This window comes from Variovorax sp. FW305-3-2-15-B-LB1 (genome assembly GCF_058787635.1).
Genome location: NZ_JBYSZY010000080.1, coordinates 1 through 22,834 on the forward strand (window position 1 = coordinate 1; position 22,834 = coordinate 22,834).

Genomic DNA, 22,834 nt, shown 5'->3' on the forward strand with positions numbered 1-22,834 from the left:
ATAAGAATTCATATAATATTTGTCGCTTGATTGAATGAACGACGGCCTGGCTTCCAGGCACCGCAGAAGGAGCGCCGATGACCCCGACCCCTATGCCCCCACGCGCCACCACCCAGGCCTTCTTCGATCCCGCGACAGGCACGGTGTCCTACGTGATCTGGGACCGTGCGACGAAGCGCGCCGCCGTCATCGACCCGGTGCTCGACTACGACTTCCGCTCCGGCCACACCGACACCGCCTCGGCCGACCGCCTGCTGGCCTACGTTCACGCGCAGGCCCTGCAGGTCGACTGGATCCTGGAGACCCACGCGCACGCCGACCACCTCTCGGGCGCGCGCCATGTGCAGTCGCAGGCCGGCGGGCGCATCGCCATCGGCGAGCACATCCGCACGGTGCAGGCCACCTTCCGCCACCTCTACAACCTGGAGCGCGACTTCCTGCCCGACGGCAGCCAGTTCGACCACCTCTTCAAGGACGGCGAACGCTTTCACATCGGCGAGATCGAGGCGCAGGCGCTGCGCGTGCCCGGCCACACGCCGGCCGACATGGCCTACCTCGTCGACGACGCGGTCTTCGTCGGCGACACGCTCTTCATGCCCGACCTGGGCAGCGCGCGCGCCGACTTTCCGGGCGGCGACGCGCGCGAGCTCTACCGTTCGATGCGCCGGCTGCTCGCGCTGCCGCCCGAGACCACGCTGTACGTCTGCCACGACTACCCGCCCGCCACGCGCGAGCCGCGCTGGCAGAGCACGGTGGCGCAGCAGCGCGCCCACAACATCCACGTGCGCGACGGCATCGGCGAAGACGACTTCGTGCGCATGCGCACCGCGCGCGACGCCACGCTCGAAGTGCCGACGCTGATCCTGCCGTCGATGCAGGTCAACGTGCGCGGCGGCCGCCTGCCGCCGCCCGACGACAACGGCGTGGCCTACCTGCGCATTCCGCTGAACACGCTGCCGGGCCACCGCCCGCGCACCACGCCGCCGGCCTGAGGCCTGCGTGACCTAGCGCCGCCGCTCCACATACGGCCGTGCCTGCAGCAGCACGATCTTGTCGCCCACGGTCGCCCACTCGATGTCCTGGTCGACCGCGTTGAAGGTGCGCTTCACCGCCGCGCCCACAGCGGCGAGCCGCACCACCAGCTCGTCGGTCAGCACGTGGCGGCCGACTTCCACGGGCACTTCCTTCACGCCGCCGTCCTTGTCCAGCTGCAGCGCCGTCTCCTCGGCCGAACGGCTGAGCACCTGGATGGCTTTCGACCAGCTCGAGTACATCACCTGCTCCGCCACGCGCTTGCCCTCGACCACGCGGATGCCGATGCCGCGCTTGGCCGAGATGTAGGTGACGTGCGGGTGGCCCGCGTCGAAGGGGTCGCGCGTGATCATCACGCCGGCGTTCGTCGAGTCGATGGCGGTCTGCACGAACACGCCCATCAGCACCGACTCGGCGCCGAAGCCCGCGGCGCTGCGCGCCTCCCAGGCCTCGGGGTTGAACACCGAGGCCCACACTTTCTTCACCGCGAGCTCGAGCGCATCGCCGGTCTTCACGTTGGGCACCGTGGTGTAGAGCCCCGCGCCGCTGAAGCCCGGCAGGTCTTCCGAGTTGGACGAGCTGCGCACGAACACGCCGCCCCCGCCCAGCTGCGCCTGCCACGCCGCGCGCCAGGCCGCCGCGGTGGCGGGCTCGACGGGCCATTGCACGATCTCGTCGCGCAGCTGCGCCAGCGCCTTCAGCCGCACCTGCGGGTCGCCCGCGAAGCCGGGCTGCTGCTGCATGCGCGCGATGCGCTCGGCCAGCCCGTTCGATCGCATGAAGCGGTCGTAGTGCGCGAACGGAATGCAGAAGCCGTCGGGCACGGTCGTCGAGGGAATGCGCGCGGCCAGCACCGCGCCGAGGTTGGCCGCCTTCGAGCCGCATTGCACGCTGTGCCGCGCGCGCAGCGAGGCCAGCGGCAGCAGGCGCGCCTCGCGCAGGTCCGGCTTCGCGGCCTTGCTGCCGGGCAGCGCGCCGGTGGCAGCCGCACGCACGGCGCGCGGCGGCAGCGCGGCGATTTCTTCCGGCGTGAGGCGGCGCAGCTGGTAACCCGAGGCCGCCACCTTCAGCGCCACCCACTGGCCCGCATGCGCCTTCAGCACCGTGGCTGCATCGCGCACGTAGGCGTTCGGAATGCCCCAGCCCTTGGCCAGCAGGTTGACGTGCGACAGCGCCGTGGACGGCCGCTCGGTGAGCACGCCGGCCACCGGCGGCAGGTTGATCGGCACCTCGCGCAGCACGGCGATGTCGTCGGGCAACAGCGCGTTCAGGCCCGAGGCGTCGTTCACGATGCGCACGCGGCCGGTGGCGGTGCCCAGATTCATCGGCAGGTAGGGCTGCTCGCGGATCAGCGCCTCCTGGCTCACGAAGTCGATGCCGGCCTCCTTCGCGATGCGCTCGTGCAGCGTGGAGTTGGTCTTGAACTTCACCGGCGCGAAGAAGCTGGCCTTCACCTGTGCCTCGGCCTCGCGCAGCAGCGGCACGGTGAGCCGGTCGCCTTCCCAGAACTCGTAGGTGAAGGTGCCGATGTTCTGCTGCCAGCTCAGCGTGCCGAACAGGAAGCGGCGGTCCGGCACGAGGTAGTTGCGGTCGATCTCGCGCTTGACCGTGTTCGGCGTGAGCCGCGTGTCGCGCAGGAAGCGCACATGCAGCTGGAAGCGCGGCGTGTCGATGTAGTGCATGCGCGCCGGCTTCGCCTGCCGGTCGATCGCGAACAGCACATGGGCCAGCTGCATCGGCGTGCCGGCGTCGTAGACGCGCGCCAGCATGTCGAAATCGCCCTGGCTGCGCAGCGCCGGCAACGAGGCGGGCACCGCGGGGCGCAGCACCAGTTGCGCGGCGGGCCCTTCGGGCTGCGGCTGGTTCTGCTGCTGGTAGTACGACGGCTTGCGCGCGAGCTGCGCACCGGCCGGCGCGACGGCCATCGTGCACAGCGCCAGGGCCGGCAGCCACGCCAGTGCAACACCGTTCTTCTTCTGCCTGTTGGAATCGTTCTTCATGGGGCTCCTCCTTCATTGCCGACAAGCGCGGATTCTCGCTGGCGGCCCGCCCCATTTTTCGCGTGTCGGCCGCGCTACGTCGCCTGCGTCGACTGCCCGCATTGCGCGCAGAACTTCGCGCCGGGCGCCATCGCCGTGCCGCACTGCCGGCAGGCCGCGGGCAGCATCGACGTGCCGCATTGCTGGCAGAAGCGTGCACCGGCCGTGTTCACCGCGCGGCAAGCGGGGCAGGCGCTGCCGCCGGGTGGCGGTGGCGGTGCGTCGCGGCCGTACCCATAGCCACCTTGCGAACCGTGGTGCCCGCCGCCACCGCCGTGGCGCGCGCCGCCATGTCCACCGAAGAGTCGTTCCAGCATGCCCATGTGTTTCTCCCTTGCGTCGTGCAACAGGGCCGGTGGCAACGTCGCCGATGGCGATGAATTCCCGCGGGCCTGCAGACAGTGGATTCCCTGAAGCCGCTTCAGGGTCAAGCGCCCCCGGCAAAGACCCTCGCAGGCCGCGGTGCTTCACGGCCATGCCCATGCCGAAAGCGCCGCCGCCGCCCCGCCGCTACAGTCGGCCGCAAGGAGCGTCTTTCTCATGCAACCATTCGATTTCGACCTCTTCGTCATTGGCGGCGGCAGCGGCGGTGTGCGCGCCGCGCGCATGGCGGCGCAGACCGGCGCACGCGTCGCGCTGGCCGAGGCCGCCGAGCTCGGCGGCACCTGCGTCAACGTGGGCTGCATCCCGAAGAAGCTCTACAGCTATGCGGCCGGCTATGCCGAGTCGTTCGAGGAAGCCGAAGGCTACGGCTGGAAGCTCCCGTCGGCGCCGCAGTTCGACTGGGCGCACCTCAAAGCCCAGCGCGCCAAGGAGATCAGCCGGCTCAACGGCATCTACGGCTCGCTGCTGAAGAACTCGGGCGTCACGCTCGTCACCGGCTGGGCGCAGCTGGTCGATGCGCACACGGTGGAAATCGAAGGCAAGCGCCACACCGCGCGCCACCTGTTGGTGGCCACCGGCGGCACGCCCTTCGTGCCCGAGATTCCGGGCCGCGAGCACATCGTGACCTCCGACGCGATGTTCGACCTCGACCCGTTCCCCAAGCGCCTGCTGGTGGTGGGCGGTGGCTACATCGCCTGCGAGTTCGCGTCGATCTTCAACGGCCTGGGGTCCAAGGTGACGCAGCTGCACCGCCGCGCCCACCTGCTCACCGGCTTCGACGACGACGTGCGCCAATTTCTTGCCAACGAGATGGGCAAGGCCGGCGTCGACGTGCGCCTGAACTGCGAGGCGTCGTCCATCGCGCGCGGCCCCGACGGCCTCGTGGTCACGCTCGCGCGCGGCCAGCAGATCGAGGCCGACACCGTGCTCTTCGCCACCGGCCGCGTGCCCAACACGCAGGGCCTCGGCCTCGAGGCCGCGGGCGTGAAGCTCGACGCCAAGGGCGCCATCGCGGTCGATGCGCACTACCGCACCTCGGTGCCGTCGATCTACGCGGTGGGCGACGTGTCGACCCGCGTGCAGCTCACGCCCGTGGCGCTGGCCGAGGCGATGGTGGTGGTCGATGCGCTGTTCGGCAAAGGCAAGCGCGGCATGGACTACGAGTTCATTCCCACCGCGGTGTTCACCCACCCCAACATCGGCACCTGCGGCTACAGCGAGATCGACGCCCGCGCGAAGTTCGGCGAGGTCACCGTGTTCTCCAGCGAGTTCAAGTCGCTGCGCCACACCCTCTCGGGCCGCAGCGAGCGCACCTTCATGAAGCTCGTGGTCGACAAGAAGAGCGATCGCGTGGTGGGCCTGCACATGGTGGGCGCGGACGCGGGTGAAGTCGTGCAGGGCTTCGCGGTGGCGATGCGCGCGGGTGCGACGAAGGCGCTGTTCGACAGCACCATCGGCATCCACCCCACCGCTGCCGAAGAGTTCGTGACGATGCGCGAACCGATGCCGGGCTGAGCAGTCAGAGAAGCTCGGAGCCTCCGGACTCCTGGGGGACCCGAGTCAGGCGGTCTCGTTGTCAGGATGGCCAGCAAAGACTGACCGACATCCGACGCACGCTGGAGAACTCAGCGCGACTTGCGCTTGTAGAAGACCTGTGACTTCAGGTTCTGTGCAATCGGCTCGACTTCGGCCTGCCAGGCATTCATGAAGTCTGCCGTGCACACACCGTCCGGCGTCTTGTCGAACAGTTCACGCACCACACGCACGCCGTTCTTCGTGCGCTTGTAGCTGCTCGCAAATTCGAGATATCGGCCGCGCTTCGTCAACGATTCCGGGAGTTGGGCAAAGCTCACGCCGGGCGCCAGTTCGATGTCGTAGCTCTCATCGATCTTGAAGCCTTCGCAGTAGTGGCGCCTCGTGACGGGGGCCTGCTCCCCCTTGAATGCAAAGCCGGCAACGGACAGCGGCAGGTTCACGACGGGCGCCAACCGGAAGGCTCCGGAAGTGCCGGCTTGCAGGTAGTTGTCGATCTCGAAGGTAAAGCCGAACGCGTACTCGTCCGACAGGGCCTTGGCCTCGGACAGATCGCCGCGATCCAGTTCGCCCTTGGCCTTGAAGCCGGAGCCCGACAGCGTGCGTCGAACGAAGTCGCGAACGGTGGCCGCTTTCAGGTCACGCATGTAGGTGCGCATTTGCGCGGCCCGTGTTCCCTTGAGGCTGATCTGGATATCGCCCGTCGCGCTGCCATCGGCGCCGATGCGAAGCCGGGTCCGCACATGCTGCTGCGTGCGATCGGGGGCCGAAGGCGGGATGGTCGCCAATGTCGTGGCCGCTCCGACATGAAGAACCGGCTTGCCATACGAGCCATCCGGCAGGTAGCCGAAGGGAATCTCCTTGGCCGTCGCGTCCAGGTAGATCTTCCAGTCGGGCAGATAGTTGATGACGTGATTGACCATGGACACGACAGGCGTGGCTGGCAGGTCGAGTTGGTTGCCGGCATTGATCAGCACCTGCTCGCCCCGGATACCGGCCGCGCGCCACAGCGCCTGCAGCAGCGTCGCGTGGTCCTTGCAGTCGCCCATCTTGTTGTCGAGCACCGTGTCGGTGTCTCGTGGCACGACCGCTCCCACGCCGATGCAATTGCCACCATAGGTGATGTTGCGGGACACCCATTCGTACAGCAGCCGGGCGCGTGTGAGCGGATCGGTCTGGTCACCCACGATGGACTTCGCCAGCGTCGTCACACGGGTCGTGGGCTCGGCCTTGGGCAAGGCACGGTCGCCATAGGCCTTGGCGATCGATTCGTAGCTCGGAAAGGTGCTCACCATCAGCACCGGAAATTCCTCCAGGCGCCAGATTCCTTCGTCCGCCTCGTCATAGGTCCGCGGCACAGGATTGCGGTAGCGCCACTCACGCACCTGAAGGCCGTTGTCCTCGCGGGCGGCTTCTTCCTGCAGGTTGTGGCTTTCGAACTTCAGGGCGAGTGGCTTGGCGAAACGAACCGTGATGCGAGCATCTTCATAGACGGTCGCGGGCGAGAACGACTGCACAACCGAGAAAGCACCCGGAAAGATGGGCTCCTTGTCTGCCACCCGGTACTTCACCCCGACCGTATCTCCCACGGCCACGTCCGGAAACACCACCGAGAGTCGCGTGTAGTCCGAGAAAAGCGGCTTCGCACCGTCACGCCCGTTGTTGACCTCGGTCTGGTAGTTGGTCGAAGGCACCGCAATGCGCCGTCCATCGGCCTTCAACGTGTAGGCCTCCAGGATCTCGCCCTTCTGGATGCTCGTGCTGTACGAGAAGGACAAGGACTTCGCGTCTTCCAGCGCGCTCGCGTGCAGCACCTGGTTCGCCGATGCATAGGTCATCGTGGACCGGCCGTCCGACGCGACTTCGTAGTCCGCGTGCCACTGCTTTGAAATGACATGGGCCTGCTGAGGTTCCGCGGTCTGCGCCACCGCAGCACTCGCCAGAACGGCCGTCAGGCAAAACACCCCCCAAGGCCGCACGATGGCCTGTTGCATCCGTCCGAACATGATTTCCTCCAGCGCTTCTTGTGTGGGAACGGAGTGCAGACCCCGTCGTGTCGCGCCGTGCGAGGCGCGTTTCAAAATGATACAGAAGTCGCGCCAACCGTCGAGGCTAGAGGCGAGCCCCATGCTGCTTGCCTTCCAGCAGCTTCACCATCACGAACAACACCCGGTTCGCCGGCGTCGGCACGCCCAGCGCTTCGCCGCGCCGCACGACCAGCCCGTTGAGGTGGTCGATCTCGCTGCGCTTGCCGCGTGCGAGGTCCTGCGCGGTCGATGAGTACTGCGAGGGCATCGACTGCGCGATGCCGCGCACCGCCGCATCGACATCGCCCGGAATCACCACGCCTTCGGCCTTCGCCACCGCGAGGCATTCGGCAACCACGTCGCGGATCACGTCCGTCACGCCCGTGCCCTGCACGAGTTCGCCGTAGGGCAGTTGCGACACGGCCGACAGCGCGTTGTAGGCGCAGTTGAGCACCAGCTTGGCCCACAGCGCGCCGCGCACGTTGTCGGAAATCTGCGTGGGCACGCCAGCGGCGATCAGTGCCTGCGCGACCTCGTCGCTGCGGCGCGAGGGCGCGATCACCAGCTCGCCGCGGCCGTGGTGCTTCACATGGCCCGGCCCCGCCATCTCGGTCGCCACGTAGACCACGGCGGCGGCCACGTCGTGCGACGGCAGCGCCGCGCGCACGCGCGCGTCGTTGTCGACGCCGTTCTGCAGCGTGAGCACCAGCGCGCCGGGCGCGAGGTGCGGCTGGATCTGCGCGGCGGCCGATTCGGTGTCGGTGGACTTCACGCAGAACAGCACCAGGTCGGCGCCCTGCACCGCGCTCGCTTCGGTGCTGGCCTCGAGGCGCACCTGTTCATCGAAGGCCTTCGTCTCCAGCCGCAGCCCATGTGCGCGCACCGCCTCCACATGCGAAGGCCGGCCGATCAGCACCACGGCGTGGCCTGCGCGCGCCAGCATGGCGCCGTAGTAACAGCCGACCGCGCCGGCACCCATGACTGCGACTTTCATCGATTCGATTCCTTGGTTGTTCCGTGGACAGAGCGTAGCGAAGACGGCCGCTTCATGCCTCGGTCTCCACGCCGCGCGACTTCTGCCCTTCGCCCATGATCCATTCGCGAAACGCCGCGAAGGCCGGCAGGTCGAGGCGGTCGGGCCGATAGCACAGGTAGTGGCCCTGGTCGACGCGCACCGGCGTGCCGCACGGGCTCAACAGCGCGCCTTCGGCCAGCTCTTCCTGCACCAGCAGTTTCGGCACGAGGCCGATGCCCAGCCCGTTGAGCGCCGCCTGGATCAGCGCCGAGTACTGCGCGAAGCGCGGGCCGGCCACGGTCTGCACCTCGGGCACACCGTGCTGCGCGGCCCACTGGCGCCAGGCGGTGGGCGCGCCCTCGTGGTGCAGCAAGGTGTGGCCGACGATGTCGACGGGCTGCACGATGCGATGCCGCCCCTCGACCAGCGCGCGCGCCACGATCAGCACGAACTCGCGCCCCGCGATGTATTCGGACACCACGCCGGGCCAGCCGTCGGGGCCGTAGCGGATGGCGGCATCGACGCCGGCCGGGATGCCGTCGCTGGGCTCCAGATGGCGGCTGAAGCTCAGCATCACGTGGCGGCTTTTCTGGCTGAAGGCCGGCAGGCGCGGAATGAGCCATTTGGTGAGGAAGGTGGGCACGCTGGCCAGCGTGAGCAGGCCGGCGCCGGCATCGCCCGAGCGCGCCTCGAAGGTCGCGGTCTCGATGGCGCGCAGGCCGCCCGAGATCTTCTGCCAGTACACGCGCCCCTGCGGCGTGAGCTGCACGCCGCGGCCGTTCTTCTGCAGCAGCTCGCGGCCCAGAAAAGCCTCGAGCCCCGCGATCTGCTTGCTGACGGCGCTCACGGTGATGCACAGCGCACCGGCCGCGAGCGTGATGCTCTGCTGGCGCGCCACGGCGTCGAAGGCCAGCAGTTCCTGAATGGTGGGGCAGTCGCGTTTCATGCCTGGCTCCGGTTGATGAAAGTCGTGTGAAAAACACTTGCCGATTGCTCAAGTGTCGTCATCCAACTTTCACCCATAAGTGTGCATCTGCTTCCTAGAATTCGCTGGAACACGGCAATCCGCCGTGGGCAAAAAGTAGAGCATCCGGAAAGTATGCCGGGTGCGCAAGACCTTCGGAGACACCCTTGATTCGCGGCATCTCGCTCGTCTACGGCCTGTACCTGCTGCTGCCCATCGCCCTGCTGGCGATCGGCAGCTTCGGCGGCAACTGGACCAACACGCTGCTGCCCACGGGCGTCACCGGGCAGTGGTATGTCGACCTGTGGCTGGACACCTCGTTCCGCAAGGCCTTCGTGAGCAGCCTCGTGGTGGCAATGGCGGCCTGCGCGATCAACACGGTGCTGGCGCTGCCGCTGGCCTATGCGCTGTACCACGGCGCGCGGCGCGGCAGCAGCATCGCGGCGCGCATCGTGAGCGCCACGCCGGTCGCGGTGCCGACCATCACGCTGGCCTTCGGCTACATGATCGTGTTCAACACCGACCTCGCACCCTGGCTGGGCTCGATGCCGCTGCTGATCGCCGCGCACGCGATCCTCACGCTGCCCTACCTCACCAACACGCTGCTCACCGACCTGCGCCACCTGGACCTCGGGCGGCTCGAGCAGGCCGCCGCCACGCTCGGCGCCTCGGGCTGGCAGCAGTTCACCGGCATCGTGCTGCCCAGCCTGCGCCAGAGCCTGATCAGCGGGCTGGTGATGGTGGCCGCCATTTCGGTGGGCGAGTTCGGGCTGTCGAACCTGCTCACGAGCTTCCAGAACCGCACCTACCCGGTGGTGCTGCTGCAGGCCTTCTACGGCGCGACGGGCTTTGCCTGCGCGGCGACCGTCATCCTTCTCGTGCTGGCGAGCGCGTCGGCCCTTCTTTCTTCCTCCCTCGTGAAGCAGCGCGCGTAATTCCCATGAGCCTCCTCCTCGACAACGTCAGCTACAACTACCCCGGCAGCACGCACGGCCTGCACGACGTGTCGCTCGACGTGCGCACGGGCGAGCTCGTCGCGGTGATCGGGCCCAGCGGCTCGGGCAAGTCGACGCTGCTCAAGCTGGTGGCGGGGCTGGAGACCGGCCACACGGGCCGCATCGTGCTCGGCGGCGACGACATGTCGCGCACGCCGGTGCACCAGCGCCACATCGGCATGGTGTTCCAGAGCTATGCGCTGTTTCCGCACCTGAGCGTGCTGGACAACGTGGCCTACGGGCTCAAGCTGCGCAAGGTGGACACGGCCCCGCGCCGCCAGCGCGCGCAGGAGCTGCTCGACATCGTCGGGCTCGGCGACCACGCGCAGCGCGCCGTGGCGCAGCTCTCGGGCGGCCAGCAGCAGCGCGTGGCCCTGGCCCGTGCGCTCGCCATCGATCCGCGCGCATTGCTGCTCGACGAGCCGCTCTCGGCCCTCGACGCCAGCGTGCGCGGCCACCTGCGCGACCAGATCCGCTCGATCCAGCAGCGCTTCAACGCGACCACGCTGCTGGTCACGCACGACCAGGAAGAAGCGCTGGTGATGGCCGACCGCGTGGCGATGCTGAAAGACGGCCGCCTGCTGCAGATCGCCACGCCGCGCGAGATCTACGAGCACCCCGCGAGCCGCGCGGTGGCCGAGTTCGTCGGGCTCTCGACCATCCTGCCCGCCAAGGTGGCCTCGCCGGGCCGGCTCGACATGGGCTTTGCCGAGCTCTTCGCCGAGACCGGCAACCGCCCCTTCGGCACGCCCGTGCACGTGCTGGTGCGCCCCGAACACATCCGGCCCGACCCGGCGCCCGACAGCGTGAACCGCCTGGCCGGCCGCACCGGCGCGCAGCGCTACCTGGGCGCGCTCACGCGCTACGACTTCGACATGCCGGGCGCGGGCAAGCCCTTCCTCGCCGAGTCGGCCGCGCCGGCGGCCCAAGCGATCGCCATCGCCCCCGAACACCTTCGCCTGCTCGACCACTGACCTTTTCCTTCCAAGGAGCCACCATGCAACGCAGACATCTGATCCAGGCCGCCGGCGCACTGCCCGTGCTGTCCCTCGCCCGCACCGCCTTCGCCTTCGACGGCCCCGAGCTCTACGCGGGCGAGAAGGCGCTGTACGCCGAAGCGCAGAAGGAAGGCCTGTGCGTCTCCTTCGACACCGGCCCCGAGTGGGCCAACTGGAAGTCGCTGTTCCGCGACTTCAAGAAGCGCTACCCCGAGATCGAGCTGACCTACAACGACATCGGCTCGGCCGCGACCGTCGTCGCGCTCGAGAAGACCAAGCGCCGCCCGCAGGCAGACACCGCCTACTACTTCGCCGCCTCCGCCGTCGATGCCGCGAAGAAGGACGTGGTCGCGCCCTTCAAGCCCGTCAACTTCGACAAGCTGCCGCCGGTGTTCCGCGAGGCCGAGGGCCGCTGGTTCACCATCCACACGCTCAACATCGCTTTCCTGGTCAACAAGAAGCTGGTGAAGAACGTGCCCACCGGCTGGGCCGACCTGCTCAAGCCCGAGTTCAAGAGCACGGTGGTGTACCTCGACCCGCGCTCCACCGGCATCGGCCAGGTGCTGACCTTCGCCGCGGCGTATGCCAACGGCGGCAGCGTCGACAACGTGCAGCCCGGCACCGACTACCTGGGCAAGCTGCATGCGGCCGGCAACGTGCTGCGCGTGGAAGGCACCACGCCGTATGCCAAGTTCCTCAAGGGCGAGATCCCGGTGTGGATCAGCTACGAGAACGACGGCCTCAAGGCCAAGCACGTCGACGGCATGGGCGACGCGGTCGAGGTCGTGATCCCGAAGGAGGCCAGCGTGGCCGCGCCGTACGCCATCAGCCTGGTGAAGAACGGCCCGAACCCCAACGCCGGCAAGCTGTGGCTCAACTTCATCATGAGCGAGGCCGGCCAGTCGCTGTTCGCGCAGGGCTTCGTGCGTCCCGCCGTGCCGGGCACGCCGCTCTCGGCCGATGTCGCGGCCAAGATGCCGGCCGCGCCGCAGATCAAGCCGCTCGACGTGGTGAAGGCCTCGGAGCGCAAGGCCGAGGTCGACAAGCTCTGGGCGCAGGCCGCGCTGGGCAAGTAAGAGGCCGTGATGCGACGCTTTGGCGCCTGGCCCGCGTGGGCCTTCATGGCGCTGTTCTTCGCGGTGCCGCTGGCGGCGCTGCTGCCCGAGGCCTTCGGCGAGGGCGGCAGTGCCTTCGGGCGGCTGTTCGGCAACCCGCTGTTCCTGGGCGCGCTGCGCAACACGCTGGGCCTGGGCCTGGCGGCGGGTGCGATCTCGGCGCTGGTGGGCACCTGCATCGCCATCGAACTGGCGCGCCAGCCCGAGGGCCGGCGCCAATGGATGATGACGCTGCTGGGCTTGCCGCTCGCGTTCTCGGGGCTGGTGATCGCCTACGGCTTCATTCTCGCGTTCGGCCGCGCGGGCTTCGTGACGCAGCTGCTCGCGGGGCTGGGCGCCGACCCGGCCGTGATCGGCAGCTGGATCTACAGCGTGTCGGGCCTGGGGCTGGCGTATGCCTACTACCTGATCCCGCGCGTGGCGCTGTCGCTGTACCCCGTGTTCGCCAACCTCGACCTGCGCCCGGCGCAGGCGGCGCGCACGCTGGGCGCCTCGAAGGCGCGTGCCTTCCGGGACACGGTGCTGCCCGAGGTGCTGCCCTCGGTGCTGTCGAACGCCTGCATGGTGGCCGCGATTGCCATGGGCACCTACGGCACGGCGCTGGCGCTGGTGGGCACGCAGCTGAACATCCTGCCGCTGATGCTGCTCGCGCAGGTGGGCGACGGCGGGTCCGATTTCGCGGTGGCGGCGGCCCTGTCGCTGGTGCTGATGGTGGTGTGTGTGGTCGTGATGGGAGTGGGCGATGTCTTTACACGAAGGCGCGAGCGCGGTGCTGTCGGCGCCGGTCACTGAGGCGCTCACGCGCCTGGCGCAACGGCAGTGGGGGCCGCAGCGCCACCGCCAGCCGGTGGCGATGCTCGGCCCGGGCGACGGCGGCCCGGCCGAATGCGAGGCCGCCTACGCGGTGGCGCATGCACTGGCCGGCGCGGGCATGGCGGTGGTCTGCGGCGGACGCGGCGGCGTGATGGCCGCGGCCTCGCGCGGCGCGGTGGAAGCCGGCGGCATCGCCGTGGGCATCCTGCCCGAGGACGACGACCGCCATGCCAACGAATGGCTCAGCGTGGCCATTCCCACCGGCATGGGCGAGATGCGCAACGGCATCATCGCGCGCAGCGGCGTGTGCCTGGTCGCCATCGGCGGCAACATGGGCACGCTGTCCGAGATGGCGATGGGGCTGAAATGGGGCAAGCCGGTGTTCGTGATGCACGGCGACGTCGCCCTGCCCGGCGCGGTGCAGGCCACCGACGTGGACGACATGCTGGCCAAGGTGCTGGCCTGCCTCTTGGACTGACCGTCTGGCCTCCCCATCGACACGGGCGCATTGCACAATGACGGCATGCCCTACATGCCCACCTTTGTCGCTCCCGCCCGCTTCACCGACGCCGCCGAGGCGCTCGACCAGGTCAAAGCCATCTACCAGGGCGGCCTGGCCCATCTGCGCGAATCGATGCTGCGCTTTGTCGCCGGCGAGGCGCTGCCGGGCCGGGTGCGGGCCTGCTACCCGTTCGTGCGGGTGCACACGCACACCGTCTCGCGCCACACGCCGCCGGCCAACGCCGGCCTGAGCTACGGCTTCGTGGCCGGCCCCGGCCGCTACGAGACCACGCTGACGCGGCCCGACCTGTTCTCGCGCTACTACCTCGACCAGTTCCGCCTGCTGCTGGAAAACCACCAGGTCGAGATCGAGGTGGGCACCAGCACGCAGCCCATCCCGATCCACTTCTCCTTCGCCGAGAACGACCACATCGAAGGCACCATGAGCGCCGAGCGCCGCGCCCTCATGCGCGACGTGTTCGACCTGCCCGACCTGGGCGCCATGGACGACGGCATTGCCAACGGCACCTTCGAGGCGCTGCCCGGCGAGCCGCAGCCGCTGTCGCTGTTCACGGCGGCGCGCGTCGATTACTCGCTGCACCGCCTGCGCCACTACACGGGCACGGCGCCCGAGTGGTTCCAGAACTTCGTGCTGTTCACCAACTACCAGTTCTACATCGACGAGTTCGTGCGCCTGGGCCACGAGGCCATGGCCGACGAGAACAGCGAGTACATCGCCTTCATCGAGCCCGGCAACGTGATCACGCGCCGGCGCGGGCTGGCCGCGGGCCACAGCGACACCTTCGCCCACCTGCTGGACGGCAGCCAGGGCACCGCGCCGCCGCGCCTGCCGCAGATGCCGGCCTACCACCTGGTGCGCGAGGACTACAGCGGCATCACCATGACCAACATCGGCGTCGGCCCGGCCAACGCCAAGACCATCACCGACCACATCGCCGTGCTGCGCCCGCACGCCTGGATGATGCTGGGCCACTGCGCCGGCCTGCGCAACACGCAGCAGCTGGGCGACTACGTGCTGGCCCACGCCTACGTGCGCGAGGACCACGTGCTCGACGAGGAGCTGCCGCTGTGGGTGCCGATCCCGGCGCTGTCGGAGATCCAGCTGGCGCTCGAGCAGGCGGTGGCCGACGTCACGAAGTGCGAAGGCCCCGACCTGAAGACGATCATGCGCACCGGCACCGTGGCCAGCACCGACAACCGCAACTGGGAGCTGCTGCCCGGCAACCAGCCGCAGCGCCGCTTCAGCCAGAGCCGCGCCGTGGCGCTGGACATGGAAAGCGCGACCATCGCGGCCAACGGCTTCCGCTTCCGGGTGCCCTACGGCACGCTGCTGTGCGTGAGCGACAAGCCGCTGCACGGCGAGATCAAGCTGCCCGGCATGGCCAACCACTTCTACCGCGAGCGCGTGGAACAGCACCTGCGCATCGGCATGCGCGCCATCGAGATCCTGCGCCAGGAAGGCACCACCCGGCTGCACAGCCGCAAGCTGCGAAGCTTCGCGGAAGTGGCTTTCCAGTAGGCTCCGACGCCTTTCGCCCCTTTGTCCCCTCAGGGTTTCTCCCTGTGCGGGCGAGGGCGTGTTTGCCTTATTTCGCGGACATCATTGGCTGTCACGTACACAACTGGAAACACGATGCGCCCGTCTTCGCCGCCTGCCGCCGCCCTTCCCCTGTCCCGCCGCCGCTTCGGCACCTGGCTGGCAGCCTCGGCCGCTGCCGCCGGTGCGGGCCAGGCCGCGCTGTGGGCCGGCAACGCCCGCGCGGCCGACGCGCCGCTGAGCAGCAAGCTGCGCATCGTCATTCCCGCCAACGAAGGCGGCGGCTGGGACCAGACCGGCCGCGCCCTCGGCGCCGCCCTGCTGGCCTCGGGCGCCGTGGGCACCGTCACCTACGAGAACATCGGCGGCAAGGGCGGCACCATCGGGCTGGCCAAGTACGTCGAGAAGTACGACGCCGACCCCGAGGCGCTGCTGGTCAGCGGCATGGTGATGGTCGGCGCGGTGGCGCTGCAAAAGCCCGCCGTCACGCTGGCGCATGTGTCGCCCGTGGCGCGCCTGACCAGCGACTACGAGGTGGTCGCCGTCAAGGCCGACTCGCCCATCAAGACCCCCAAGGACCTCGTCGCCCAGCTGCGCGCCGATGCCGCCAACACGGTCATCGCGGGCGGCTCGGCCGGCGGCGTGGACCACATGTTCGCCGGCATGCTGGCGCGCGTGGCCGGCGCCTCGGCATCGCTGAACTACCAGCCGCACCCGGGCGGCGCGCAGGTGGTCGAAGCCCTCGAGACGGGCAAGGCGGCGGTCGGCATCTCGGGCTACAGCGAGTTCGCCGAGAACATCGCCAACGGCAAGCTGCGCGCCATCGGCGTGTCGTCCAAGCACCCGTTCCAGGGAATCGCCTCGGTGCGCCAGCAGGGCGTGGACGCCGACCTGGCCAACTGGCGCGGCGTGATGACCGGCAAGAAGGTGCCGCCCTACCGCCGCGGCCAGCTGCTCGAGGCGGTGCAGCGCGCCACCACGCACGACCTCTGGCAAAAGACCATCAAGCGCAACAACTGGGACCCGTACTGGATGGCGGGCAAGGACTTCGAGAGCTTTCTCGAACTCGACACGGCCATGGCGGGCCCGCTGATCTATCTGCTCAAGCTCAAGGCCTGAAACAGGCTCACCCCCAGGCTTCGCGCACTTCGTGTCGCTGCGCCAACCCCCTTCCGGGGGCGACGCCTGCGGCCCGGCAAAGCCGGTTCCGCGGCGTCCCTGGCCTCTCGGGCCGCGCCAGCACGAAGCCTTGTGGCGAATCAACCGTACTCGTTCAGGCGAAGAGCTCCGGCATCTCGCGCTGCGCCTTCGGCGTGAGCGTGAGCGCGCGCCCGTCGAGTTCCTGCCGCACCCAGCCGCGCCGCAGCGACAGCTGCAGCCACGCGGCGCCGAGTGCGCCGCCCAGGTGCGGGCGGCGTTCGCTCCAGTCGAGGCAGGCGCAGGCGAAGCGGCGGCGCGAGCGGCGCACGGCGTCGACCTCGACGCCCAGGCTCTCCAGCGCGATGGCGCCGTCGGGCGTGAGTTCGTACGAGCCGCTCGCAAGGCCGCTGAGCCAGCCCTGCGCATGCAGCCGGTCGTGCAGCGCGACGCCCGCGGTGCCGGCCATGTGGTCGTAGCAGGTGCGGGCGCTGCGCAGGCGGCTTGGCGTGTTGGGCTGGAAGGCGGCCGCCGAGGGGCGCGGCGCGCCGGCCACGACCATGAGGCTTTCGAGCGCGGCGGCCACGTCGTCGCTGGCCAGGCGGAAGTAGCGATGCTTGCCCTGCACGAGCACCTCGACCAGCCGCTCCTCCTTCAGGCGCGCGAGGTGCGCGCTCGCGGTCGAGGCCGCCACCTCGGCCACCGTGGCGAGCTCGGTCGCGGTGCGGGCGTGGCCGTCCATCAGGCAGTTCAGCATGCGGGCGCGTGCCGGCTCGGCGATGGCGCCGGCGAGGCGGGCGAGCTGGAAATCGGAAGCGGTGGTGTCGTCCATGCGGGCATCCTAAGGCGGCGCCGCATCCCACACTTCGTTCGCAGCCGAAGTGTGCCGGCGGCCGCGAACGCACACTGCGCGCCATGAACACCGCCGCGCTCACTCATCCCGCCGATCCGGTCGCCGCCGCCACGCATGCCGACCCGTACCCGTACTACGCCACGCTGCGCGACGGCCCGCCGCTCGCGTGGCACGAGGGCCTGCGCGTGTGGGTCGCGAGCCGCGCCGATGTCGTCATGCAGGTGCTGCAGGCCCACGGCGCGCTGCGCGTACGCCCCGCCGCCGAGCCCGTGCCGCGCGCGATCGTGGGCAGCCCGGCGGGCGAGGTGTTCGGCCACCTCGTGCGCATGAACGACGGCCCCGCGCACCAGGCGCATCGGCCGGCCTTGCAGCGCGCGCTGGCCGGGCTCGACCTGCACGCGGCGCACGCCGCCGCGCTCGACCTGGCGCGGCAGCTGCCTGCGCAGGCGCCGCTGTCCGATGCGCTGTTCTCGCTGCCTGTGCGCGCGATGGCGCACCTGCTTGGCTTCGACGACGCAACACTGCCGCAGGTGGACCGCTGGATGCGCGATTTCGTCGCCTGCCTCTCGCCGCTGTCAAACGCCGACCAGCTGCAGGCGGCGAGCGTGGCGGCCGGCGCGCTGATGAACCGCTTCGAAGCCCTGAGCGCGAAGGCCTCGCCACGCGATGGCACGCTGCTGGCAGCAGTGCTGGCCGAAAGCGCGGCGAGCGCGCCGCTCTCGCGCGCGCTGCTGGCGAACCTCGTGGGCCTGCTCTCGCAGACCTGCGACGCCACGGCGGGCCTGCTGGGCAACAGCCTGATCGCACTGGCGCGCGAGCCTGCGCTGCGCCCGCTGGCACGCACGCGCGACGGGCTGCTCGCCATCGTCGAGGAGACGTCGCGCCACGACCCGTCGGTGCAGAACACGCGACGCTTCGCGATCGAGCCCGTCGAGATCGCCGGCACCTCGCTGGCGGCGGGCGATGCGGTGCTGGTGCTGCTGGCCTCGGCGCACCGCGATCCGGCGTTCAACCCCGATCCCGACCACTTCATGCCGGTGCGCGCGCAGCGCCGCGTTCTTGGCTTCGGCCATGGCCTGCATGCGTGTCCGGGGCAGGCGCTGGCCTGCACGCTGGCCGCGGCGGGCCTCGAAGCGCTGCTGCACTCGCAGCGCGTGCCCGACCTCAATGCGCTCGGCTGGCACTACCGACCGTCGGTCAACGGGCGCATTCCCGTCTTCGACTGAGTCAGTGCGCAGCCCAGCGCCCCGTGCCCGCCAGGTGCGGCGACAACGCAGCCTCGCCCCAACGCAACGGCAGCGCCGCCGGACGGCGCAGCGCGCGCGTGACGTGAAAGCGCATCAGCCGCTCCGCGCCCTCGAACGCCGCCACCTCGGGGCCGTCCGTGACGATCTCCGCCGTGGCGCTCAGGTGCAACAGCTCACCCGTGTCGAAATCGACGAACAGCAGGCCCGCGCGCGGATGCGCCTGCAGGTTGCCGAGCGTGTTGAAGAAGCGGTTGCCGTTGAAGTCGGGCACCGTGAGCACGCCGCCCGCATCGACGCGCACGAAGCCCGGCCGTCCGCCGCGGTGCGACACGTCGACGCCGTGCGAGCGTGCATCGGCCGCGTCGCCCACCGCCACCGCGTCGGGGTAGGCCGTGGCGATGAACAGCGTGTCGGCCGCACCGATGAGCCGTTCGGCCGCGAGGTCGAGTGTGTCGAGCCACTGCACGGCGGACTCGTTGGCCGGCGACGCGGCGAACACCGGCTCGCGCGCCTGGATGTAGCGCGGGCAGTTGCCGAAGCTCTGCTGCACCTCGACCATGAAGCCCGCCGCGTCGAGCGCCTCGACCGTGCCGTTCATGCGGTTGCGCCGCCGCGTGTGCGGCTGGATGCCCAGCAGCCCCAGCGTGGCACCGGGCGCGAGCTGGCCGGTGAGCGGATCGCCGGCGCCCGGCAGTGCATCGATGCGCAGGTGCGTCGCGTCGGGCGAGTGCGCAAAGCCGGCGGGCGCGGCGAGCATGCTGGCCCACGGCTGCAGGTCGGCGTCGAGGCTTCCGACCACGAGGAATGGCAGCAGTGCGAAGAACTCGCGGTGCTGGTCGGGCATGTAGTCGCGGATCACGCGCGGGCCCACCGCCTCCATCTGCTCGCGCGAGCCCACGAGCGCCTGCAGCGCGCGCTCGCCGGCGTGGAAAGGTGCGGCGATCATGCGACCGCCGCCAGGCCGACCGGCGAACGCACCATCGGCACGAACCCGGGCAAGGCTTCCACGCGCGCCAGCCAGGCACGCAGCTGCGGATAAGCGTCGAGCGACACGCTGCCTTCGGGCGCGTGCGCCACGTAGGCGTAGTTCGCGATGTCGGCCAGCGTGGCCGACGGGCCCGCGAGGAAGGGCTGCTCGGACAGGCAGGTCTCCATCACCGCGAGCAGCGCGTGCGAGCGCTTGACGGTCTCGGTGCGGTCGGCGTCCACGCCGAACAGCACCATGATGCGCGCCGCCGCCGGGCCGTAGGCCAGCGGGCCGGCCGCCACCGAGAACCAGCGCTGCACGCGCGCCGCGCCCACCGGGTCGCGCGGCATCCAGCGCGCCGGGTCGGGGGCGTAGCGTTCGTTGAGGTACACGAGGATGGCGTTGGAGTCGGCCAGCGTGACCTCGCCGTCCTCGATCACCGGCACCTGGCCGAAGGGGTTGCGCGCCAGGAACTCCGGCGTGCGGTGCTCGCGCTGGCGCAGGTTGAGCTCGACGATCTCGAAGGGCAGGCCCAGCACCGAGAGGAAGAAGCGCACGCGGTGCACGTGGCCCGAGATGGCGCTGCCGAAGAGCTGGATCGGCTGGGCGAGCTGGCGGGCGGTGGTGGTGTTCTCGGTCATGAAGAGTCCTTCGGGTGGGTATGGCCTCGATTCTTCTCTCTTCCATCAAATGAATGAATAGCCTCTACCGGATTTGACTGCTGCGTTTTCCGGTTTAATCGCGCCATGGATCGCTTCAAAGCCATGCAGACCTTCGTGCAGATTGCCGACCAGGGCAGCCTGACCCGCGCCGCCGAGGCGCTCGGCAGTTCGCTGCCCGCCGTGGTGCGCGCGCTCGCCGCGCTCGAGGCGCACCTGGGCGTTCGCCTGTTTCACCGCACCACGCGGCGCCTGTCGCTCACCGAGGAGGGTCGCCACTACCTGCCGAGCGCGCGCGAGGTGCTGCTCGCGGCCGACGCCGCCGACCAGGCGCTGAAGGCGGAGGCGCGCGAGCCCGCGGGGCAGCTGGTCATCACCGCGCCGGTGCTGTTCGGCCACATGTACGTGGCGCCGGCCATCGTGCGCTTCATGCAGCGCCACGAGAAGGTGCGCTGCAGCGTGCGGCTGCACGACCGCACCGTGAACCTGCTCGAGGAGGGCATCGACGTCGGCATCCGCATCAGTCCGCTCGAAGACTCGTCGCTGGTGGCGCAGACCCTGGGCACCATCCGCCGCGTGGTGGCGGCCAGCCCCGCCTTCCTGGCGCAGCACGGCGTGCCGCGTCATCCGCGCGACCTGGCGGGCGCGCCCTGCGTGCGCGGGCGCATCGATGCGCCGTCGCAATGGGCGTTCCGCGATGGCGGCAAGACCGTGCACGTGATGCCCGACAACCGACTGGAGTTCAACCACCTCGCGCCCGCCATCGAGGCCTGTGCCGCCGGCATGGGCTTCGGCACCTTCTTCTCCTACCAGGTGCTGCCGCATGTGGCGCAGGGCCGGCTGCAGCTGGTGCTCGAAGACTACGAGCCCGCGCCCCGGCCCGTGAGCGTGATCTACCCGAACGCGCGGCTGCTGCCGGCGCGCACGCGGGCCTTCATCGACTGGATGAAAACAGAGTTCAGCGGCTTGCGCATGTAGCTGCTGCGCCAATCGGCCGGCTGCGTCAGAATGGCCGCGTGCCATCCCACACCACCCCCTCCTCGCCTTCTTCTTCGTCTTCTTCCCCGTTGTTCCAGGTCCGTGGGCTGCGCAAGCGCTACGGCGAGACCACGGTCGTCGACGACCTCTCGTTCGAGATCGCGCCTGGCGAGTGCCTGGGCGTGATCGGGCCGAACGGCGCGGGCAAGACCACCACCATCCGCATGTGCCTGGGCCTCACCGCGCCCGACGGCGGCAGCATCGAGGCGCTGGGCCTGCAGATGCCGCGCGACGCGCTGGCCATCAAGGCGCAGCTGGGCGTGGTGTCGCAGTTCGACACCCTCGATCCCGACTTCAGCTGCGCCGAGAACCTCGTGGTGTACGGCCGCTACTTCGGCTTCAGCAAGGCGCATGTGCGTGCGCGCGTGCCGCAGCTGCTGGAGTTCGCCGCGCTCTCGCACAAGGCCGACGCCAAGCCCGGCGAGCTGTCGGGCGGCATGCGCCGGCGCCTGTCGCTGGCGCGCGCGCTGGTGAACGACCCCAAGTTGCTGCTGCTCGACGAGCCCACTACCGGGCTTGACCCGCAGGCGCGGCACCTGATGTGGGAGCGGTTGCAGGTGCTGCTGCAGCAGGGCAAGTCGATCCTGTTGACCACGCACTTCATGGACGAGGCCGAGCGCCTGTGTTCGCGGCTGCTGGTACTTGACCACGGCCGCAAGATCGCCGAAGGCCGTCCGCGCGATCTGATCGCCGAGCACCTGGAGCCTGATGTGGTCGAGGTGTATGGCAATGGGGCGCTGTCGCTGGCCGGTTCGGCCGAGTTGCAGGCGCTGGCTGCGCGCGTGGAAGTGAGCGGTGAGACGGTGTTCTTCTATACGCAGGATGCGCGGCGTCTGCTCGACGCGCTCACACAGCATGGCGGGCTGCGCACCTTTCATCGGCCGGCCAATCTGGAAGATCTTTTCCTCAAGCTCACCGGTCGGCAGATTCGCCAGGATGGCTAGGCCTTCTTTCTATGAATACAACCACAGCTTCTTCTGCCGTTTCTCCCGACTCACCTGTGCCGCCTTCACCCTCCGTGTGGCGCGCGCCCGAGCTGTCGATGCGATGGTGGCCGGTGTTTTTGCGCAACCTGCTGGTGTGGCGCAAGCTGGCGCTGCCGAGCCTGATCGGGAACATCGCGGAGCCGCTGATCTGGCTCGTGGCGTTTGGCTACGGCATGGGCGCACTCGTCGGGCAGGTGACGGTGGATGGCACGCAGGTGCCGTACATCCTGTTCCTGGCGAGTGGGTCGATCTGCATGAGTGCGATGAATGCGGCGAGCTTCGAGGCGCTGTATTCGGCGTTTTCTCGGATGCATGTGCAGAAGACTTGGGACGGGATCATGAATGCGCCGGTGGGGTTGGATGACATCGTGCTTGCCGAGATGTTGTGGGCGGCGTTCAAGTCGATCTTTACGGTGACTGCGATCTTGTTTGTGATGTTGGGGTTGGGGATCAGTCACAGCCCCAAGTTGATCGTGGCCTGGATGGTGTTGATTGGGTGTGGGATCACGTTTTCTTCTGTGGCGTTGATCTTCAATGCGTTGGCTAAGGGGTATGACTTTTTTACGTACTACTTCACGTTGTTCATGACGCCGATGATGTTTTTGAGTGGGGTGTTTTTTCCGCTGGAGCAGCTGCCTTCTGTTGTGCGGGCTGTGGCTGCTTGGTTGCCGTTGACGAATGCTGTTGCTTTGGTGCGGCCGTTGTTTATGGATCGGTGGCCTGAGGGGTGGTGGGTGCATGCGGGTGTTTTGGCTTTGTATGCGGTCGCTGCTTTCTGGATTGCTTTGGCTTTGACTCGAAAGAGGTTTCGGGGGTGATGTTTAGGGCGTTGTCTGGTTTGCTTCCCGGGGCCGGGTCTCGCCCCGGCGGGCGACCTACTTTTCTTTGCTTCGCCAAAGAAACGTAGGCAAAAGAAAGGCGACCCTACTGTCTGCGTCCCTCCGCTGCGCTACGGGCAAGGGGGGGGGGGGGG

At 69.1% G+C, this 22,834-nt stretch carries 21 protein-coding genes; 13 read left to right on the forward strand and 8 right to left on the reverse strand.

Features of this window, described 5'->3' with window-relative positions; genetic code table 11:
* The first annotated feature begins 77 nt into the window (after positions 1-77).
* On the forward strand, positions 78-992 hold the full coding sequence (locus tag AC3WQR_RS29535) for an MBL fold metallo-hydrolase (RefSeq protein ID WP_492745524.1): 915 nt from the start codon (positions 78-80) through the stop codon (positions 990-992).
* Between the two features lie 12 nt (positions 993-1,004).
* On the opposite strand, the gene AC3WQR_RS29540 is transcribed toward AC3WQR_RS29535, so the two are convergent.
* Both AC3WQR_RS29540 and AC3WQR_RS29545 read right to left on the reverse strand, forming a co-directional pair.
* Positions 1,005-3,032, reverse strand: a complete 2,028-nt coding sequence (locus AC3WQR_RS29540; RefSeq protein ID WP_492745527.1) for a PEP/pyruvate-binding domain-containing protein — start codon at positions 3,030-3,032, stop codon at positions 1,005-1,007.
* Between the two features lie 74 nt (positions 3,033-3,106).
* A complete protein-coding gene (locus tag AC3WQR_RS29545; protein ID WP_306301677.1) occupies positions 3,107-3,388 on the reverse strand; it encodes a double zinc ribbon domain-containing protein in 282 nt (93 codons plus the stop codon).
* A 223-nt stretch (positions 3,389-3,611) separates the two neighbouring features.
* On the opposite strand from AC3WQR_RS29545, the gene gorA reads away from it, so the two are divergent.
* Positions 3,612-4,970 carry a glutathione-disulfide reductase gene (gene gorA / locus AC3WQR_RS29550; protein ID WP_070061861.1) on the forward strand — a complete coding sequence of 453 codons (1,359 nt, stop codon included), beginning with the start codon at positions 3,612-3,614 and terminating at the stop codon, positions 4,968-4,970.
* Positions 4,971-5,080: 110 nt separating this feature from the next.
* Here the strand turns inward: gorA and AC3WQR_RS29555 are convergent, their stop codons facing one another.
* The 3 genes from AC3WQR_RS29555 to AC3WQR_RS29565 are packed head-to-tail and all read right to left on the reverse strand — an operon-like array spanning position 5,081 to position 8,976.
* Positions 5,081-7,117 (reverse strand): DUF3857 domain-containing transglutaminase family protein, encoded by a 2,037-nt coding sequence (locus AC3WQR_RS29555; RefSeq protein WP_492745531.1) that lies wholly within the window; start codon positions 7,115-7,117, stop codon positions 5,081-5,083.
* Positions 7,101-8,009: a ketopantoate reductase family protein gene (locus AC3WQR_RS29560; RefSeq protein ID WP_492745533.1), complete on the reverse strand. Its 909-nt coding sequence runs from the start codon at positions 8,007-8,009 to the stop codon at positions 7,101-7,103. The genes AC3WQR_RS29555 and AC3WQR_RS29560 overlap by 17 nt, the downstream gene beginning before the upstream one ends.
* Positions 8,010-8,061: 52 nt before the next feature.
* Positions 8,062-8,976, reverse strand: coding sequence for a LysR substrate-binding domain-containing protein (locus tag AC3WQR_RS29565; RefSeq protein WP_492745535.1), 915 nt, complete (start codon positions 8,974-8,976; stop codon positions 8,062-8,064).
* Between the two features lie 185 nt (positions 8,977-9,161).
* Between AC3WQR_RS29565 and AC3WQR_RS29570 the strand changes: the two genes are divergently transcribed.
* From AC3WQR_RS29570 to AC3WQR_RS29600, 7 genes are all read left to right on the forward strand, one after another.
* The gene (locus AC3WQR_RS29570) at positions 9,162-9,929 is read left to right on the forward strand and encodes an ABC transporter permease (protein ID WP_070061918.1); all 768 of its coding nucleotides are present in this window, start codon (positions 9,162-9,164) and stop codon (positions 9,927-9,929) included.
* Between the two features lie 5 nt (positions 9,930-9,934).
* A complete protein-coding gene (locus AC3WQR_RS29575; RefSeq protein ID WP_492745537.1) occupies positions 9,935-10,963 on the forward strand; it encodes an ABC transporter ATP-binding protein in 1,029 nt (342 codons plus the stop codon).
* Positions 10,964-10,986: 23 nt separating this feature from the next.
* Complete coding sequence (locus tag AC3WQR_RS29580) at positions 10,987-12,063, forward strand: extracellular solute-binding protein (protein ID WP_070061856.1); 1,077 nt, start codon at positions 10,987-10,989, stop codon at positions 12,061-12,063.
* Positions 12,064-12,072: 9 nt separating this feature from the next.
* Positions 12,073-12,894, forward strand: coding sequence for an ABC transporter permease (locus AC3WQR_RS29585; RefSeq protein ID WP_062481405.1), 822 nt, complete (start codon positions 12,073-12,075; stop codon positions 12,892-12,894).
* On the forward strand, positions 12,845-13,393 hold the full coding sequence (locus tag AC3WQR_RS29590) for a TIGR00725 family protein (RefSeq protein WP_062481403.1): 549 nt from the start codon (positions 12,845-12,847) through the stop codon (positions 13,391-13,393). The genes AC3WQR_RS29585 and AC3WQR_RS29590 overlap by 50 nt, the downstream gene beginning before the upstream one ends.
* A 45-nt stretch (positions 13,394-13,438) precedes the next feature.
* Entirely contained in the window at positions 13,439-14,956 is a 1,518-nt protein-coding gene (locus AC3WQR_RS29595; RefSeq protein WP_062481401.1) for an AMP nucleosidase, read from the forward strand.
* A gap of 114 nt (positions 14,957-15,070) precedes the next feature.
* A complete protein-coding gene (locus AC3WQR_RS29600; protein ID WP_174250308.1) occupies positions 15,071-16,093 on the forward strand; it encodes a Bug family tripartite tricarboxylate transporter substrate binding protein in 1,023 nt (340 codons plus the stop codon).
* A gap of 154 nt (positions 16,094-16,247) precedes the next feature.
* On the opposite strand, the gene AC3WQR_RS29605 is transcribed toward AC3WQR_RS29600, so the two are convergent.
* Positions 16,248-16,943, reverse strand: a complete 696-nt coding sequence (locus AC3WQR_RS29605; protein WP_307697085.1) for an ArsR/SmtB family transcription factor — start codon at positions 16,941-16,943, stop codon at positions 16,248-16,250.
* An 83-nt stretch (positions 16,944-17,026) separates the two neighbouring features.
* Here AC3WQR_RS29605 and AC3WQR_RS29610 point away from each other — a divergent pair, with 83 nt between their 5' ends.
* Entirely contained in the window at positions 17,027-18,190 is a 1,164-nt protein-coding gene (locus AC3WQR_RS29610; RefSeq protein ID WP_492745540.1) for a cytochrome P450, read from the forward strand.
* A gap of 1 nt (position 18,191) precedes the next feature.
* Here the strand turns inward: AC3WQR_RS29610 and AC3WQR_RS29615 are convergent, their stop codons facing one another.
* Both AC3WQR_RS29615 and AC3WQR_RS29620 read right to left on the reverse strand, forming a co-directional pair.
* Positions 18,192-19,157 carry a flavin-nucleotide-binding protein gene (locus AC3WQR_RS29615; RefSeq protein ID WP_492745542.1) on the reverse strand — a complete coding sequence of 322 codons (966 nt, stop codon included), beginning with the start codon at positions 19,155-19,157 and terminating at the stop codon, positions 18,192-18,194.
* Complete coding sequence (locus AC3WQR_RS29620) at positions 19,154-19,819, reverse strand: glutathione S-transferase family protein (RefSeq protein WP_492745545.1); 666 nt, start codon at positions 19,817-19,819, stop codon at positions 19,154-19,156. The genes AC3WQR_RS29615 and AC3WQR_RS29620 overlap by 4 nt, the downstream gene beginning before the upstream one ends.
* A gap of 105 nt (positions 19,820-19,924) precedes the next feature.
* Here AC3WQR_RS29620 and AC3WQR_RS29625 point away from each other — a divergent pair, with 105 nt between their 5' ends.
* From AC3WQR_RS29625 to AC3WQR_RS29635, 3 genes are read left to right on the forward strand one after another with little or no spacing between them, the layout of a single operon-like run.
* Complete coding sequence (locus tag AC3WQR_RS29625) at positions 19,925-20,815, forward strand: LysR family transcriptional regulator (RefSeq protein WP_492745547.1); 891 nt, start codon at positions 19,925-19,927, stop codon at positions 20,813-20,815.
* A 38-nt stretch (positions 20,816-20,853) separates the two neighbouring features.
* On the forward strand, positions 20,854-21,819 hold the full coding sequence (locus AC3WQR_RS29630; protein ID WP_062481101.1) for an ATP-binding cassette domain-containing protein: 966 nt from the start codon (positions 20,854-20,856) through the stop codon (positions 21,817-21,819).
* 11 nt (positions 21,820-21,830) lie between these two features.
* Positions 21,831-22,679 carry an ABC transporter permease gene (locus AC3WQR_RS29635; RefSeq protein WP_492745549.1) on the forward strand — a complete coding sequence of 283 codons (849 nt, stop codon included), beginning with the start codon at positions 21,831-21,833 and terminating at the stop codon, positions 22,677-22,679.
* Positions 22,680-22,834 lie beyond the last annotated feature (155 nt).

Coding starts and splice junctions, on each gene's coding strand:
- AC3WQR_RS29580 (WP_070061856.1), top strand. CDS start 10,987: ATGCAACGCAGACATCTGATCCAGGCCGCCGGCGCACTGCCCGTGCTG.
- gorA (WP_070061861.1), top strand. CDS start 3,612: ATGCAACCATTCGATTTCGACCTCTTCGTCATTGGCGGCGGCAGCGGC.
- AC3WQR_RS29575 (WP_492745537.1), top strand. CDS start 9,935: ATGAGCCTCCTCCTCGACAACGTCAGCTACAACTACCCCGGCAGCACG.
- AC3WQR_RS29540 (WP_492745527.1), bottom strand. CDS start 3,032: ATGAAGAACGATTCCAACAGGCAGAAGAAGAACGGTGTTGCACTGGCG.
- AC3WQR_RS29545 (WP_306301677.1), bottom strand. CDS start 3,388: ATGCTGGAACGACTCTTCGGTGGACATGGCGGCGCGCGCCACGGCGGT.
- AC3WQR_RS29565 (WP_492745535.1), bottom strand. CDS start 8,976: ATGAAACGCGACTGCCCCACCATTCAGGAACTGCTGGCCTTCGACGCC.
- AC3WQR_RS29635 (WP_492745549.1), top strand. CDS start 21,831: ATGAATACAACCACAGCTTCTTCTGCCGTTTCTCCCGACTCACCTGTG.
- AC3WQR_RS29615 (WP_492745542.1), bottom strand. CDS start 19,157: ATGATCGCCGCACCTTTCCACGCCGGCGAGCGCGCGCTGCAGGCGCTC.
- AC3WQR_RS29610 (WP_492745540.1), top strand. CDS start 17,027: ATGAACACCGCCGCGCTCACTCATCCCGCCGATCCGGTCGCCGCCGCC.
- AC3WQR_RS29600 (WP_174250308.1), top strand. CDS start 15,071: ATGCGCCCGTCTTCGCCGCCTGCCGCCGCCCTTCCCCTGTCCCGCCGC.
- AC3WQR_RS29585 (WP_062481405.1), top strand. CDS start 12,073: ATGCGACGCTTTGGCGCCTGGCCCGCGTGGGCCTTCATGGCGCTGTTC.
- AC3WQR_RS29605 (WP_307697085.1), bottom strand. CDS start 16,943: ATGGACGACACCACCGCTTCCGATTTCCAGCTCGCCCGCCTCGCCGGC.
- AC3WQR_RS29560 (WP_492745533.1), bottom strand. CDS start 8,009: ATGAAAGTCGCAGTCATGGGTGCCGGCGCGGTCGGCTGTTACTACGGC.
- AC3WQR_RS29590 (WP_062481403.1), top strand. CDS start 12,845: ATGTCTTTACACGAAGGCGCGAGCGCGGTGCTGTCGGCGCCGGTCACT.
- AC3WQR_RS29555 (WP_492745531.1), bottom strand. CDS start 7,117: ATGGGGCTCGCCTCTAGCCTCGACGGTTGGCGCGACTTCTGTATCATT.
- AC3WQR_RS29620 (WP_492745545.1), bottom strand. CDS start 19,819: ATGACCGAGAACACCACCACCGCCCGCCAGCTCGCCCAGCCGATCCAG.
- AC3WQR_RS29535 (WP_492745524.1), top strand. CDS start 78: ATGACCCCGACCCCTATGCCCCCACGCGCCACCACCCAGGCCTTCTTC.
- AC3WQR_RS29625 (WP_492745547.1), top strand. CDS start 19,925: ATGGATCGCTTCAAAGCCATGCAGACCTTCGTGCAGATTGCCGACCAG.
- AC3WQR_RS29595 (WP_062481401.1), top strand. CDS start 13,439: ATGCCCTACATGCCCACCTTTGTCGCTCCCGCCCGCTTCACCGACGCC.